The sequence below is a fragment of the Bradyrhizobium sp. USDA 326 genome, from assembly GCF_049739485.1.
Taxonomy (GTDB): domain Bacteria; phylum Pseudomonadota; class Alphaproteobacteria; order Rhizobiales; family Xanthobacteraceae; genus Bradyrhizobium.
In genome coordinates this window covers 4,450,852-4,463,081 of record NZ_JBMGQA010000001.1, presented here as the reverse complement: position 1 = coordinate 4,463,081, position 12,230 = coordinate 4,450,852, and the positions used below count along the sequence as shown (strand labels likewise).

The following is a 12,230-nucleotide window of genomic DNA, read 5'->3' as shown; positions in this document are numbered from 1 at the left end:
GGACAAAGGCCGAAACTCACCTCACACGACGTAACTCGCTTCTCTTCTCATTCCGGGATGGTCCGAAGGACCAGACTTTCAAACGACGGATCAGAACGACAAGGACGACACGATCCGCACCCTCTGGCTCGGATCGAGCTTCTGCACGCCGAGTGCGACAATCTTGGCGCCCTCGTCGACGCCGCCCGTGATGACGACGTCCTTACTCTCGTAGGACTTCACCGTGACCGGCTTGAGCGTGACGCCACCGTTGTCGTCGACGACATAGAAGGACGGCTTGCCGCCTTCGTTGAACAGCGCCGACAGCGGCAGCCGGGCGACGCGCTCGGTTGCGGCGTCAGACAGCGTCAGCGTCGCCGTCATGCCGAGCGCGACCTTGTCGTCGGCCTCGGGCAGCGAGAACTTTGCCAGATAGGTGCGTGTGGCCGGGTCGGCTGCCGGCGCGATCTCGCGCAGCTTGGCCGCATACTTCTTGTCCGGCTCGGACCAAAGAGTGACGCTGGCGACGCCCGACTTGGCGCGTCCGACCAGCGTCTCAGGGATCGCGACGACCGCTTCCTTCTCGGCAAAGCGGGCGACACGGATCGAAGCCTGGCCCGCGGCAACCACCTGGCCGGGCTCGATCAGCGTTGCGGTGACGACGCCGCGGGCGTCGGCAACAAGCGTCGCGTAGGAAAGGGAATTCTTGGTCAGATCGACTGAGCGCTCGGCCCGGTTCAGGCGCGCACGTGCCTCGTCGGCGGCAGCGCGGATTGAATCCAGCTGCGCATCGGTGGTCCAGCCCTTGGCCTTCAGGTCCTTGGCGCGCTGCTCGGCGGCGGCGGCCTGGGCCAGCACACCGGTCGCGGCGGTCTGCTCGGCGACCGCCTGCTCGGCCTGGAGCTTGAGGTCGACCTCATCGAGAGTGGCCAGCGGCTGGCCAATTTCGACAGTCTGGCCGACTTCGACCAGGCGCTTGGCAACCTTGCCGGCGACGCGGAAGCCGAGATCGCTCTCGATCCGCGGCCTGATGGTGCCGACGAAGCCGCGCTCCGGCGTCTCGGCACTATAATGCGCGGTCGCAACCAAAACCGGCCGCGGCGGCTCGGCCTTCTCGGCGACAGTATCATTGCACCCGGCCAGGGCCGCGGCCATCAGAGCCAGCGACACACCCGCCAAGAGCCTGGAATAGCTGGACAAAACCGACCGGACGAACATCGAAGGACACTCCTGTATCTCGATCTGAGGAATGTCGACTAATCACTGATGAAAGTCAATAATCGTCAGTCATCAGGAAAGTGTGATCGCTAAAGGGGCGGTCAGGATTTGGATGGCCATACTGCGAAGGTGCGATTGTAGAGTGGGCAAACGGACGTCTGTCGGAGCCCGGAGGCCAAAAGCAGAGCGTGCCCACCCGTCAGCCCGGGAGGAGATCCGTGGGCACGGAGCGCGACGAGCGCGCCCTTGCCCACCGTGCGAAGCCCCCTTACCGCCCCTGCTCGGCGAACTCGTGCTTGCTGTCGTGGCTGCCGACGAAGACCAGGATGCCGGCGATCAGCGGCAGCACGGCGAGGACGAGCAAACCGGTCGAGGTCTGGCCGGTGGCTTCCTTGACCCAGCCGATCAAATAGGGCCCGCCGAAGCCGGCGAGGTTGCCGATCGAGTTGATCAGGGCGATGGCGCCGGCCGCCGCCGTGCCGGACAGCCAGGCGGTCGGCAACGTCCAGAATACACCGAAGCAACAGAACACGCCCATCGCGGCCACCGTCAGTGCCACCATCGTCAGCGTGGGATCGGTGAGATAGGAGGACACGCCGAGCGCGACCGCGGTGAGCAGCAGCGGCGCGCCGACATGCATGACGCGCTCGCGGCTCGCATCCGAATGCCGCGCCCACAGGATCATGGCGATGGTGCCGAACAGATACGGGATCGCGGTGACGAAGCCGGTCTGGGCATTGGTGAGGCCGAACGCCTTGACGATCTGCGGCAGCCAGAACTGCATGCCATAGAGCGCACCGACGAAGCCGAAATAGATCAGGCTGAGCGCGATCACCTTGGGCGAGGACAACGCCTCGCCGAGCGAGAAATGCTTCACCGCCTGCTTGGCCGCGATCTCCGAATCGAGCTTCGCCTTCAGCCAGGCCTTCTGCTCGGCCGAGAGCCAGTCCGCCTTCTCCGGTTTGTCGGTGAGATAGAACCAGGTGACGATACCGAGCAGCACGGACGGGATGCCCTCGATGATGAACAGCCACTGCCAACCCTTCAGCCCCATCATGCCGTCGAGCCCGAGCAGCAGGCCCGAAACCGGCGCGCCAATCACGGTCGAGACCGGCACGGCGATGGCGAAGGCCGCGAGGAAACGGGCGCGATACTGCGCCGGATACCAGTAGGTGAGATAGAGGATGATGCCGGGGAAGAAGCCGGCCTCGGCGACGCCGAGCAGGAAGCGCAGGACGTAGAAGCTGGTGACGCCGCTGACCATGGCCATCAGAGCGGAGATGATGCCCCAGCTCACCATGATGCGGGCGATCCAGCGGCTGGCGCCGAATTTCTCCAGCGCGAGATTGCTCGGCACCTCGAAGATGAAATAGCCGATGAAGAAGATGCCGGCACCCCAGGAGAAGATCAACGGCGTGAACTTCAGCTCCGCATTCATCGTCAGCGCGGCAAAGCCGAGATTGACCCGGTCGAGATAGGAGAAGAAATAGGCCAGCACCAGGAACGGAATCAGGCGCCAGGAGATGGCGCGGATGGTCGAGGTTTCGATATCCGACTTGGCGGCGGCGCCGGCGGAACCGGCATAGGTGGTGGTCTGGCTCATGGCTTCCTCCCGGGGTTGTTGCTTTTTTCGGGTCAGTGGCGGTTTTCAGCATCGCAGGCAAAGAGTCAATCCAGCGAGCAATGCACGAGACGCAGCCGGGCAAGGCTGTTGCGCTGCTACGGACATCGCTTGTCCGCGCCGCCCTCGCGCTCGCGGTGATCGCCTGCGGGCTGAGCTTGCGCTGGTATGGCTCTCCGCTCGGGCTGCCTGCGTTCGTCGTGAAGTACGGTGGCTCGCTGTTGTGGGCGACGATGGTGTTTCTGCTCGTTGCCGCTTTGCTGCCGCGACAGTCGCGGATGCAAATCGCAGCCATCGCGGTGGTGATCACGGTCCTCGTCGAGTTTTCGCGTTTGGTGCATACGCCCTGGCTCGATGCGTTTCGGCTCACCATGGCCGGCGCACTGCTGCTCGGGCGCATCTTCTCACCGTGGAATCTGCTGGCCTATCTCATCGGTATCGTGGCCGGGATCTGGCTGGACAGCCGCGTCGGTGCTGGCCAGAAGCAGAGTGTATCCGGCCTCGCGCAGGACCGCTTCGGCCTCCTTGATGAACGGCGCAAATCGCGGAATGTCGAAATCGCGAATGGCGCAGGCGACGAGCCGCGACCGTCCCGCGCGCATGCTCTGCGCCTGCTGAGGCAGCGACGCTCAAAGCACAATCCGGAAAACTGCGAAGCGACTTTCCGGAAAGATCATGAGTAAACAACAACCTCGATAGCGATGACGATTCGTCCCAATCCCGTCGCGGTTTAGTCGGCCAGCTGGAATTGCGAGAAGCGGTGCAGCTCCTCTTCGATCTTCCGCTTGAGCTCCTTGCGTCCCGCCATCTTCTTCCCCTGCCCGACCCAGGTCCATTTCTGCATCAACAGCCTCTTCGCCTGCCGGTCGGTCTTGAGATCGAGGGCGGCGACGATCTCGTCGCCGACCAGCACGGGCAGCGCGAAGTAGCCGAGCTTGCGTTTGGCCTTCGGCACATAGGCTTCGAACAGATGGTTGTAGCCGAAGATCAGATTGGTGCGCTTGCGCTGGATGATCAGGGGATCGAACGGCGAAAGGATGTGGACGAGATCGGGCGATATCCCCTCGCCGCCCGCCTCCAACGCTGCGGGCGAAGCCCAATGCTCCTGCTTGCCGGCACGTTCGAGGGCGACAGGCACCAGCTCGCCGCGGCGGACGCGCGCGGCGATCAGGCGCGCGACCGGCTTCTTGCTCGGCGCGTCGAGATGGCAGATCGAATCGAGGCTGACGACGCCCTGTGAGCGCAGCGCGCGATCGAGCAGATAGGCCGTGATCTCCCTTGCCGATGCCGCCCTCGGCAGCTTGTCCCAGCCGAAATGACGGTTCATCAGCTCATAGGTCTTGAGCATGCCCTGGCGCTCGCTGATGGTCACGGCGCCCGTATAGAAGGCGAGCTGCAACGCGCGCTTCGACGGCTTGCGGCTCTGCCAGAGGTGCTCCTTCTCGACGAGCACGTCGTCCTCGATGTCGCGGATCGTCAGCGGGCCGGCGCGCAGCAGTCGCATCACCTTGCGCGTGTCGGCCGGCTTCACCGAGGCGAACCATCTGTGTCCCTCGCGCCGGTGCTCGCGCATCGCCGGCAGGAAGAACCGGAAGTCGCTGCTCGGCACGTAGGACAGCGCATGGGTCCAGTATTCGAACACGCTCTTGTCGACGCTCTGGGCCTGGCGAAGATCGGCGCGACGGTAGGACGGGATCCTGCTGAACAGGATGTGGTGATGGCAGCGCTCGATGACGTTGATGGTGTCGATCTGCACATAGCCGAGATGAGCAGTCGCGGCGGCGAGCGCCGGCGCGCCCTCCCCGAACGGCGCACGCACGTCGAGCCGCTGGGCATGCAGCCAGATCTGCCGGGCCTGTGTGGTCGAAAGCGGAAGGGGTTTCGGGGCGCGGGGCATTGCAGAATGCAATGTAGCCGGATTCGCCGCAAGGCAAGAAGCAGGAACACGAAAAAGCCGCGCTGCCATCTGCTGCCAGCGCGGCCATGACGTCCGGAATCCCGGAAGCCTACTTCATCGCCATCGCCTTCTCGGCGCTCATATAATGCTTGCAGGCGCCGCGCATATTGCCTTTGCTCATTTCGGAATTGGCCGCGGCCATCGATTTCCTCGCTGCGATCTTGCCCGGCGTGTCTTCACCACCCATCCCGCCAACGAGCTTGGCCATATTTGCACTGGTGCACGCCATCTTGGCGGCGGACGCGGGGGACAGAGCAAGCGCCACGAATGCCGTCGCGAGCAACAGGGTCTTCATCAATCTTCTCCTCCAGAAAAGGCAGCCGGCCTGATGCCGGCCACCGCGACTGCCATTCTTCAACGGCAAGTTTTTCAGAGAGAAGACATTTCGTTGCTGCACTGCCGAATCAGCTCGCTCTCAGCCTGCCGCTTTTGGGCGCTCCCCGACGCTCCCGGCTCGCACAAGGCACCGCCGCGTGCTTCCGGCTGGCAGGGATAAGCGCCGCCAGGTGAGGCGGTCGACCAGCCACATGTTCACATCGGTCGGCGCTTCGAGCCCGACATATCAGAGTTCCCCGGGGAATTTCGAATGTGACCGAGATCACGCCAGCGCCTTTGAACCTGCCCTAGGCTCGCAGCATCAAATCGCCAACAAGTGTAGCAGCGAGGATACGACAATGACCCGTTTTGATAAGTTCTTTGGACTGAAGGCGATGACTCTCTCGGCAGCCTTGTCGATGACGGCGAGCCTTGCGCTGGCCGGCGACAACAACATCTCCGCCAGCCAGATCATCGACGCACTGAAGCCCAAGCCGGCAACCCGCGGCCTGTCGGTCGGTCCGCAGGCCGATACGACCGCACAAGCCAGGGAATCGACCTTCCTGAACACGGTACGCAACCGCTCGACCCGGTCGCTCTCGACGGGCGAGCGCGAGCAGATTGCGGAGCTCGCGGCGACCAAGCCGAAGATCGATCTGGAGATCCAGTTCGACTACAACTCCGCCGACATCGCCAAGACGTCGGTGGCATCGGTGCAGGCGCTCGGCAAGGCACTGTCCGATCCGGCGCTGAAGGGCTCGACCTTCGTGGTCGCCGGCCACACCGACGCGGTCGGTGGCGAAGCGTACAATCAGGGGCTCTCCGAACGGCGGGCCGACACCATCAAGAAATACCTGGTGCAGAACTACGGCCTCAACGGCACCGATCTCGTCACCGTCGGCTACGGCGAGACCAAGCTGAAGGATGCCGCCAACGGCACCGACCCGACCAACCGCCGCGTCCAGGTCGTGAACATGGACACCAAGACCGCAGCGAAGTAATTCGCAGTCGTCGCGCCGGACACGCCGCTTGGCGCAGCTCCGGCAGGCGGCGAAGTCATATCCAGCCTTGGAACAGCATCAGGCGGCCGAAGGTTCGCATCGACGTGCCGACGAACGCCGCGGAGATCGGCAGCATGACCGCAAAGCCGGCCGCAGCGACGCCGACATAGGCCCACAGCAGCCAGCGCGGCAGCCCCTCCCGGCGCAGCACATAGACCAGCGCCAGCGAAGCCTCGGTCGCGGCCGGCAGATAGTAATAGATGAAGCCCAGCGTACGCGGCAGCAGCGCCCAGGCGAGCCAGGGACCGAAATAGAATGCCGCGATCAGGAATGCATCCCACCGCCGGGCGACGATGAAATCGCGCAGCACCACGACGAGGGCGAGCAGCGCCGGCCACAGCACCAGCGGATTGCCGAGGAAGACGATCGCAGCGACGTTGTCCTCTGCCGTCTTGTCGAACAGGAACCACACCGGTCGCGCGAGCAACGGCCAGGACGGCCATGCGCTCATATAGGTGTGGCCGGCGATGGCCGTCGTGGTGTTGTCGGCGAAGATTCGCCGCTGCGCCTCGATCAGATCCGGCAGCGACACTCCATGGAGCGGGAGGAAAGCGGCAAGATAGGCCACCGCCGGCAAGACGGCGAAGCAGAGCGCGACGTGATGCAGCCTGAAGCCGGGCCAAAGCTCCGGCCGATACCAGTCGTCCGGCTTCGCGTCGGCAAACAACGTGCGCCAGCCCTGCATCAGGCGGATCACCGCGACGATCACGATGCAGACGCCAAGCGGAAACAGACCGCTCCATTTGCAGGCCGCAGCACAGCCGAACAAGCTGCCCGCGAGCGCGAACATTGCCTGCGGCCGCTCTCTGCGAAAACCATGCATGAAGGCGGCGGTCGCGAGCAAGCCGAAGCCGAGCGCAAAGATGTCGAGCATAGCGATGCGCGCCTGCACATACAGCATCTGGTTGAGGCCTGCGATCAGAGCCGCGGTGATCGCCGGCCCTTGCGCGGAGAACAGCGCAAGGCCGCACAGATAGATTGCGACGATCGCCAGTGCGCCGAACAACGTCGCGGGATAACGCCAGCCAAACGCGTTGTCGCCGAAGGTCGCGATCGATGCCGCGATCAGCTCCTTGGCCAGCGGCGGATGCATCGGATTGAGCATCGGCTGCGACATCACAGGCGCCAGCATCTGCCGCGCCGCCGGGACGTAATGCACCTCGTCGAAGACGAATTTCTCCGGCGTGGCGAGACCGATCAGCAGCGCCAGATGGGCAACCAGGAAAATCGCGACAGCAAGCACTGCGCTCCGCGACAGTTTTGGAACTGCGAACGCCTCGAGCGGCTGCTGTTGAGACATCTTGCGTGGCAAATTTGCGTCACCGCGGACAAAAACAAGGATCGTCGTTTTCATTGAACGCATTCTGCCGCAACTGTCACTAAGCATAGCGCACGTCCCGCGCCGCTTGTGATAATTACGCCACATCGCAAGCGAGCGCGATCCGGTACGATCAAGGGACACATCGATCGGTTGCGAAATGAATTTGCGTTTTTGGCTTTTCCCCATCCTGTCAACGGCCGCATTGTGCGCAGGCTCTGGCGCGCAGGCGCAGACGCGGGTCGGCGAAGCCGTTGTGATCCAGAACGAAGTGGTGCGCGTGGCCGCGACCACGACGCCGATCAATGTCGGCGACAGCATGCTGCGCGACGAGACCGTGCGCACCGGCGCCGACAGCGCGGCGCGTTTCGTGATGGCCGACAGCACCAATCTGTCGCTCGGCCCGAGCGCCACGCTGAAGCTCGACCGCACCGTCTTCAACGACGAGCACAGCTATCGCGACGTCGCGATCCGCATGACCACCGGCGCCTTCCGCTTCGTCACCGGGCGCTCCGACAAGGCCGCTTACAAGATCACGACGCCGCTTGCGACCATCGGTGTGCGCGGCACCACGCTCGACATTCTCTCGCAACGCGGGCGCTCCGTGGTCGTGCTTCAGGACGGTGCGGCCAGCGTCTGCACCAAGAGCTCCCAGTGCGTGCAGCTCACCCAGCCAGGCGACACCGCGATCATCACCTCGACCGCCGGCAAGGTCGGCATCACCAAGGCCAACACGCCGCCCTGGACCTTTGCGGCCAACTGCGCCGCGAGTGCCGGACTTTGCGCGGTCAACCAGTATGCCGGCGCCTCGCCGACCATCACGCCAACCGTCCAGGACGACGGCATGCTGTGCGGGCGCTGACGATGACGAAATACCGCTTCCAGCGCCTCATCCTCATCGGCGTGCTGACCGCATTGGCCGCGTTTGCGCTTGTCGCGTGGGGGACCCGCCCGGCGGCTGCGCAGGCGTCGGAGTGCGGGTCCGAGTGCGGCGAGCCGACGCCTTATCCGTCGCCGACCTACTCGCCCTCGCCAACGCCCTCCCCGACTCCTGCGCCCTCACCATCGCCGAGCCCGTATCCTTCCCCCAGCCCATATCCGTCGCCGAGCCCGACACCGACCGGCGGGGCTTCCAGCGGGAATTCGATCGGCGGCCTCGCCAACCAGCGCTTCAACCAGATGATCACCAACCGGGTGCTCGGCACGGTGCTGCTCGGCGTCAACGAGCAGATCAATTGCGGCGACTGCATCAGCGCATTCGGCTCGGCCGGCTCGTTCTCGGCCGGCATCCACGGCCGCAAGGCGCTGACCAACAATCTGTCGCTGCTAGCCGGCATCGCCTACACGCACTACGACGGGCGTGGCTACGAGATCACCAGCGCACCGATCGGCGCTTTCGCGTTGCGCTATGACTTTACCGATTGGGGCTCGTCGCGGCCGTTCTTCGACGTCGGCACGATCCTGACGCCATGGGAGAAGGCGCGCTACACGCGCAGCTATGATACCAGTCTCGGCCCGGTGAGCGTGACCAGCTCGACCAACGCCTCGAACTACGCCGTCTACGGTCGCGCCGGCTGGATAAGCCGCCTCTCGCCACGCGACGAGGTCGCAGCCTCGATCGAGGTGTGGCAGCTCTGGCAGCGTGTCTCCGGCTATAGCGACAGTACGGTGGCGTTCAATCCATTCGACGCCACCATCGCTGATGGCACCGACCGCACGAGCCTCGTCAAGATCGGCGGCCAGTGGACGCATCTCTTCGGCAGCAACATCGAGACAAACATCAATGGCGGCTGGGTGCAGTCGTTTGCGAGCCACAGCGGCATCGTCGCCACCGTGACCGGCAACGGCGTGGTGGTGCCGACCATGGGCAACCAGGGCTGGTTCGAATATGGCGGCCGCCTCGGCTTCCGCGTGCAGAAGGGCTGGATCGTGGACCTCTTCGCCAACGGCACTCTTGGCCCGCAGCCGGTCGGCAACACGATCCACGGCGGCGTCGGGCTGCGGATCAATTATTAGCGGGAAAGCACGACTGTCATTCCCCGCGCAGGCGGGGAATCCAGTACACCGCGGCCTATCGTTTTCATCATAGCCGTCTCGGATTACTGGATCGCCCGGTCAAGGCTGGGCGATGACCGAGTGCGTGCGGGCGGAACTCCGTCCCGCCTCACGTCGCCGACTTGCCCTCGAACGCACGACGCAACACGTCGACATCCAGCTTCACCATCTTCATCATGGCCTGCATCGCGCGCGCGGCCGCTGCCTTGTCCGGGCTCGACAGGAACTCGAACATCACTTTCGGCACCACCTGCCAGGCCACGCCCCAGCGATCCCTGAGCCAGCCGCACTGCTCTTCCTTGCCGCCGTGGGCGAGGAACGCGTTCCAGACGCTGTCGACCTGCGCCTGGTCGTCGCAATGGATCATCAGCGAGATCGCGTGGGTGTATTCCATCTTCATGCCGCCATTGAGCGCGACAAGCGGTTGTCCGGCCATCGTGAACTCGACGACGAGCACGGAGCCCTCCTTGCCGGAGGGGCCGTCCGAAACGTTGCGCTGGACGTGCGTGATCGCCGAATTCGGAACGAGCGAGACGTAGAATTTTGCGGCGTCCTCGGCATCACCGTTGAACCACATGCAGGGCACGAGCTTGGACATCGTGAATGCTCCTCTTCAGATCTTCCGGGTTCGGATCAGGCGTTTGCCATCTCGGGCTGCAGAGGGGCGGCCCCGAGGTCCATCCAGTTCACACCCCACATATGGCCATCGGGATCCTCGAAGCTGCGGCCGTACATGAAGCTGTATTCGTCCTTCGGGCTGGGATCGGTCACTCCGCCTGCCGCCGCGGCCTTGGCGACGATATCGTCGACTTCGCTGCGACTGTCCGCGGAGAGGCAGAACAGCACCTGGTTCGAGGTCCTGGCATCCGCGATCGGCTTCGGCGTGAACTGGCGGAATTTGTCGTGGGTCAGCAGCATGGCGAAAATGGTCTCGGAAAAGACCATGCAGCTCGCTGTCTCGTCGCTGAACTGCGGGTTCTTGACCGCACCGACCGCCTCATAGAAGGCGGTCGCGCGATTGAGGTCGGTCACCGGCAGGTTGACGAAGATCATCTTGGGCATCGGGAAGCTCCTCGGGTGAGGTTCTGCCCAAGGACGGTCGGCCAGGCCGCCATCCGACACCGCTTCCGACTCATTTTTCGGACCCGATCTGCGGGGTTCTGTCGCACCGACCCCCGCGCTCCGAACGGCCCTACTTCTTCTCGTTGGGATCGCGGTGCACCGGGTCGATCCACAGCACGGTCTCGGGCTTCTCCACCGGCTCGATGTCGAGGTTGATCGCCACCGCCTCGCCGTCGCTGCGCACCAGCACACATTCCAGCACCTCGTCCGGGCTGGCGTTGATCTCCTGGTGCGGCACATAGGGCGGAACGAAAATGAAGTCGCCCGGGCCGGCCTCCGCGGTAAACTGCAGGCTCTCGCCCCAGCGCATCCGCGCCTTCCCCTTCACCACATAGATGACGCTTTCGAGATGGCCGTGATGATGTGCGCCGGTCTTGGCATCCGGCTTGATGCTGACCGTGCCCGCCCACAATTTCTGTGCGCCGACACGTGCGAAATTGATGGCGGCAGCGCGGTCCATACCGGCCGTCGAGGGTACGTTCCTGTCGAGCTGGTTACCCGGAATGACGCGCACGCCGTCATGTTTCCAGCGATCATGATCGTGGTCATGGTGGGAATGCGAGTGGTCATGGCCGGTCATGGGACTTGCTTTCTGTTGGTTCCGTACGCGGCAAAATACCCCAAAGCCGCAGCCGCAAGCCATACCAAAATCGGAACACTGGTAGCTGCCGGACGTTGTCTCACCGAGCAAAATGGAAGGAGTGTTTCATGGGTAGCACGACCGACAAGATCAAGGGCAATGCCAACGAGGCAATCGGCAAGGCCAAGCAGGGCATCGGCGAAGCCACCGGCTCCGATCGCATGAAGGGCGAAGGCGCGGTGCAGGAGGTGAAGGGCAAGGGCCAGCAAGCCATGGGCGACGCCAAAGACGCCGCGAAAGATGCGATGGATCGCGCTGCTGCTGCCGCAAAGCGCGCAGCCGAGTGACGCCGCTAGAGCTGAAGGCGAAAAGACCGGCCGAAAGGCCGGTCTTTTTTATTTATGCAGTCATTCCGGGGCGGCGCGCAGAGCCGAGCCATGGTGCGCGATTGCGCACCTGAGAATCTCGAGCTTCCGGATTCGATGCTGCGCATCGCCACCGGAATGACGGCTACGCCGTCACTTCACCGCGAGCAATTCCACGTCGAACATCAGAGTCGCGTTCGGCGGGATCACGCCGCCGGCGCCGCGCGCGCCATAGCCGAGCTGTGGCGGGATGATCAGCGTGCGCTTGCCGCCGACCTTCATCGAGGCAACACCCTCGTCCCAGCCGGCGATAACGCGGCCCTTGCCGATCGGGAATTCGAACGGCTCCTTGCGATCGACGGAGCTGTCGAATTTCTTGCCCTTCTGGCCGTTCTCATAGAGCCAGCCGGTATAGTGCATCACGCAAATCTGACCGGGCTGCGGCGAGGCACCGGTGCCGACGGTAGAGTCGATGATCTGCAAGCCTGAAGCTGTGGTCATGGTCTTTCCTGCGGTCTGGGCCGAGGCCGTGGTGGAAGCGAAATCGGACGCGCCACCAATCATAGTGATCGCGAGTGCCGAGATTAGGGCGAGGAGCACGCGCTGAAAACGCTGCATAGGGCACCTTCCATTAGAGGC

13 protein-coding genes and 1 pseudogene are annotated in these 12,230 nt (G+C 63.9%); 5 read left to right on the top strand and 9 right to left on the bottom strand.

Translation table 11 applies throughout. The features are described from left to right. Positions 1-90: 90 nt before the first annotated feature. Together ABIG06_RS21000 and ABIG06_RS20995 are read right to left on the bottom strand one after the other, a co-directional pair. Positions 91-1,197 (bottom strand): efflux RND transporter periplasmic adaptor subunit, encoded by a 1,107-nt coding sequence (locus ABIG06_RS21000; RefSeq protein WP_370138467.1) that lies wholly within the window; start codon positions 1,195-1,197, stop codon positions 91-93. A gap of 268 nt (positions 1,198-1,465) precedes the next feature. After that, a complete protein-coding gene (locus tag ABIG06_RS20995) occupies positions 1,466-2,800 on the bottom strand; it encodes an MFS transporter (RefSeq protein ID WP_124163859.1) in 1,335 nt (444 codons plus the stop codon). A gap of 80 nt (positions 2,801-2,880) precedes the next feature. On the opposite strand from ABIG06_RS20995, the pseudogene ABIG06_RS20990 reads away from it, so the two are divergent. Further along, a pseudogene (locus ABIG06_RS20990) lies at positions 2,881-3,279 on the top strand (DUF2809 domain-containing protein); the annotation flags it as partial. A gap of 269 nt (positions 3,280-3,548) precedes the next feature. On the opposite strand, the gene ABIG06_RS20985 reads toward ABIG06_RS20990, so the two are convergent. Both ABIG06_RS20985 and ABIG06_RS20980 read right to left on the bottom strand, forming a co-directional pair. Then, positions 3,549-4,715: a winged helix-turn-helix domain-containing protein gene (locus ABIG06_RS20985; RefSeq protein ID WP_370138465.1), complete on the bottom strand. Its 1,167-nt coding sequence runs from the start codon at positions 4,713-4,715 to the stop codon at positions 3,549-3,551. Between the two features lie 109 nt (positions 4,716-4,824). Then, positions 4,825-5,070: a hypothetical protein gene (locus ABIG06_RS20980; RefSeq protein WP_124163857.1), complete on the bottom strand. Its 246-nt coding sequence runs from the start codon at positions 5,068-5,070 to the stop codon at positions 4,825-4,827. A 379-nt stretch (positions 5,071-5,449) separates the two neighbouring features. Between ABIG06_RS20980 and ABIG06_RS20975 the strand changes: the two genes are divergently transcribed. Beyond that, positions 5,450-6,091 (top strand): OmpA family protein, encoded by a 642-nt coding sequence (locus ABIG06_RS20975; protein WP_370138463.1) that lies wholly within the window; start codon positions 5,450-5,452, stop codon positions 6,089-6,091. A gap of 55 nt (positions 6,092-6,146) precedes the next feature. On the opposite strand, the gene ABIG06_RS20970 is transcribed toward ABIG06_RS20975, so the two are convergent. After that, complete coding sequence (locus tag ABIG06_RS20970) at positions 6,147-7,577, bottom strand: phospholipid carrier-dependent glycosyltransferase (RefSeq protein ID WP_370138462.1); 1,431 nt, start codon at positions 7,575-7,577, stop codon at positions 6,147-6,149. A 52-nt stretch (positions 7,578-7,629) separates the two neighbouring features. Between ABIG06_RS20970 and ABIG06_RS20965 the strand changes: the two genes are divergently transcribed. Both ABIG06_RS20965 and ABIG06_RS20960 read left to right on the top strand, forming a co-directional pair. Next, entirely contained in the window at positions 7,630-8,331 is a 702-nt protein-coding gene (locus tag ABIG06_RS20965) for a FecR family protein (protein WP_370138461.1), read from the top strand. Between the two features lie 2 nt (positions 8,332-8,333). Next, positions 8,334-9,485, top strand: a complete 1,152-nt coding sequence (locus ABIG06_RS20960) for a hypothetical protein (protein WP_370138460.1) — start codon at positions 8,334-8,336, stop codon at positions 9,483-9,485. Between the two features lie 148 nt (positions 9,486-9,633). Here ABIG06_RS20960 and ABIG06_RS20955 read toward each other — a convergent pair whose 3' ends face one another. The 3 genes from ABIG06_RS20955 to ABIG06_RS20945 form a co-directional block, all read right to left on the bottom strand. Beyond that, complete coding sequence (locus tag ABIG06_RS20955; RefSeq protein ID WP_370138459.1) at positions 9,634-10,122, bottom strand: VOC family protein; 489 nt, start codon at positions 10,120-10,122, stop codon at positions 9,634-9,636. A gap of 35 nt (positions 10,123-10,157) precedes the next feature. Further along, the gene (locus tag ABIG06_RS20950; protein WP_370138458.1) at positions 10,158-10,586 is read right to left on the bottom strand and encodes a VOC family protein; all 429 of its coding nucleotides are present in this window, start codon (positions 10,584-10,586) and stop codon (positions 10,158-10,160) included. 130 nt (positions 10,587-10,716) lie between these two features. After that, positions 10,717-11,226 carry a cupin domain-containing protein gene (locus ABIG06_RS20945; protein WP_124163850.1) on the bottom strand — a complete coding sequence of 170 codons (510 nt, stop codon included), beginning with the start codon at positions 11,224-11,226 and terminating at the stop codon, positions 10,717-10,719. Between the two features lie 128 nt (positions 11,227-11,354). Between ABIG06_RS20945 and ABIG06_RS20940 the strand changes: the two genes are divergently transcribed. Continuing rightward, the gene (locus tag ABIG06_RS20940; RefSeq protein WP_124163849.1) at positions 11,355-11,573 is read left to right on the top strand and encodes a CsbD family protein; all 219 of its coding nucleotides are present in this window, start codon (positions 11,355-11,357) and stop codon (positions 11,571-11,573) included. A 171-nt stretch (positions 11,574-11,744) separates the two neighbouring features. Here ABIG06_RS20940 and ABIG06_RS20935 read toward each other — a convergent pair whose 3' ends face one another. After that, positions 11,745-12,209: an FKBP-type peptidyl-prolyl cis-trans isomerase gene (locus ABIG06_RS20935; RefSeq protein WP_124163848.1), complete on the bottom strand. Its 465-nt coding sequence runs from the start codon at positions 12,207-12,209 to the stop codon at positions 11,745-11,747. Positions 12,210-12,230: the final 21 nt, after the last annotated feature.

Bases quoted from the DNA above. Each gene is read 5' to 3' on its own strand.
- ABIG06_RS20950 (WP_370138458.1), bottom strand. From the start codon at position 10,586: ATGCCCAAGATGATCTTCGTCAACCTGCCGGTGACCGACCTCAATCGC.
- ABIG06_RS20995 (WP_124163859.1), bottom strand. From the start codon at position 2,800: ATGAGCCAGACCACCACCTATGCCGGTTCCGCCGGCGCCGCCGCCAAG.
- ABIG06_RS20970 (WP_370138462.1), bottom strand. From the start codon at position 7,577: ATGTGGCGTAATTATCACAAGCGGCGCGGGACGTGCGCTATGCTTAGT.
- ABIG06_RS20960 (WP_370138460.1), top strand. From the start codon at position 8,334: ATGACGAAATACCGCTTCCAGCGCCTCATCCTCATCGGCGTGCTGACC.
- ABIG06_RS20975 (WP_370138463.1), top strand. From the start codon at position 5,450: ATGACCCGTTTTGATAAGTTCTTTGGACTGAAGGCGATGACTCTCTCG.
- ABIG06_RS20980 (WP_124163857.1), bottom strand. From the start codon at position 5,070: ATGAAGACCCTGTTGCTCGCGACGGCATTCGTGGCGCTTGCTCTGTCC.
- ABIG06_RS20935 (WP_124163848.1), bottom strand. From the start codon at position 12,209: ATGCAGCGTTTTCAGCGCGTGCTCCTCGCCCTAATCTCGGCACTCGCG.
- ABIG06_RS20965 (WP_370138461.1), top strand. From the start codon at position 7,630: ATGAATTTGCGTTTTTGGCTTTTCCCCATCCTGTCAACGGCCGCATTG.
- ABIG06_RS20945 (WP_124163850.1), bottom strand. From the start codon at position 11,226: ATGACCGGCCATGACCACTCGCATTCCCACCATGACCACGATCATGAT.
- ABIG06_RS20955 (WP_370138459.1), bottom strand. From the start codon at position 10,122: ATGTCCAAGCTCGTGCCCTGCATGTGGTTCAACGGTGATGCCGAGGAC.
- ABIG06_RS20940 (WP_124163849.1), top strand. From the start codon at position 11,355: ATGGGTAGCACGACCGACAAGATCAAGGGCAATGCCAACGAGGCAATC.
- ABIG06_RS20985 (WP_370138465.1), bottom strand. From the start codon at position 4,715: ATGCCCCGCGCCCCGAAACCCCTTCCGCTTTCGACCACACAGGCCCGG.
- ABIG06_RS21000 (WP_370138467.1), bottom strand. From the start codon at position 1,197: ATGTTCGTCCGGTCGGTTTTGTCCAGCTATTCCAGGCTCTTGGCGGGT.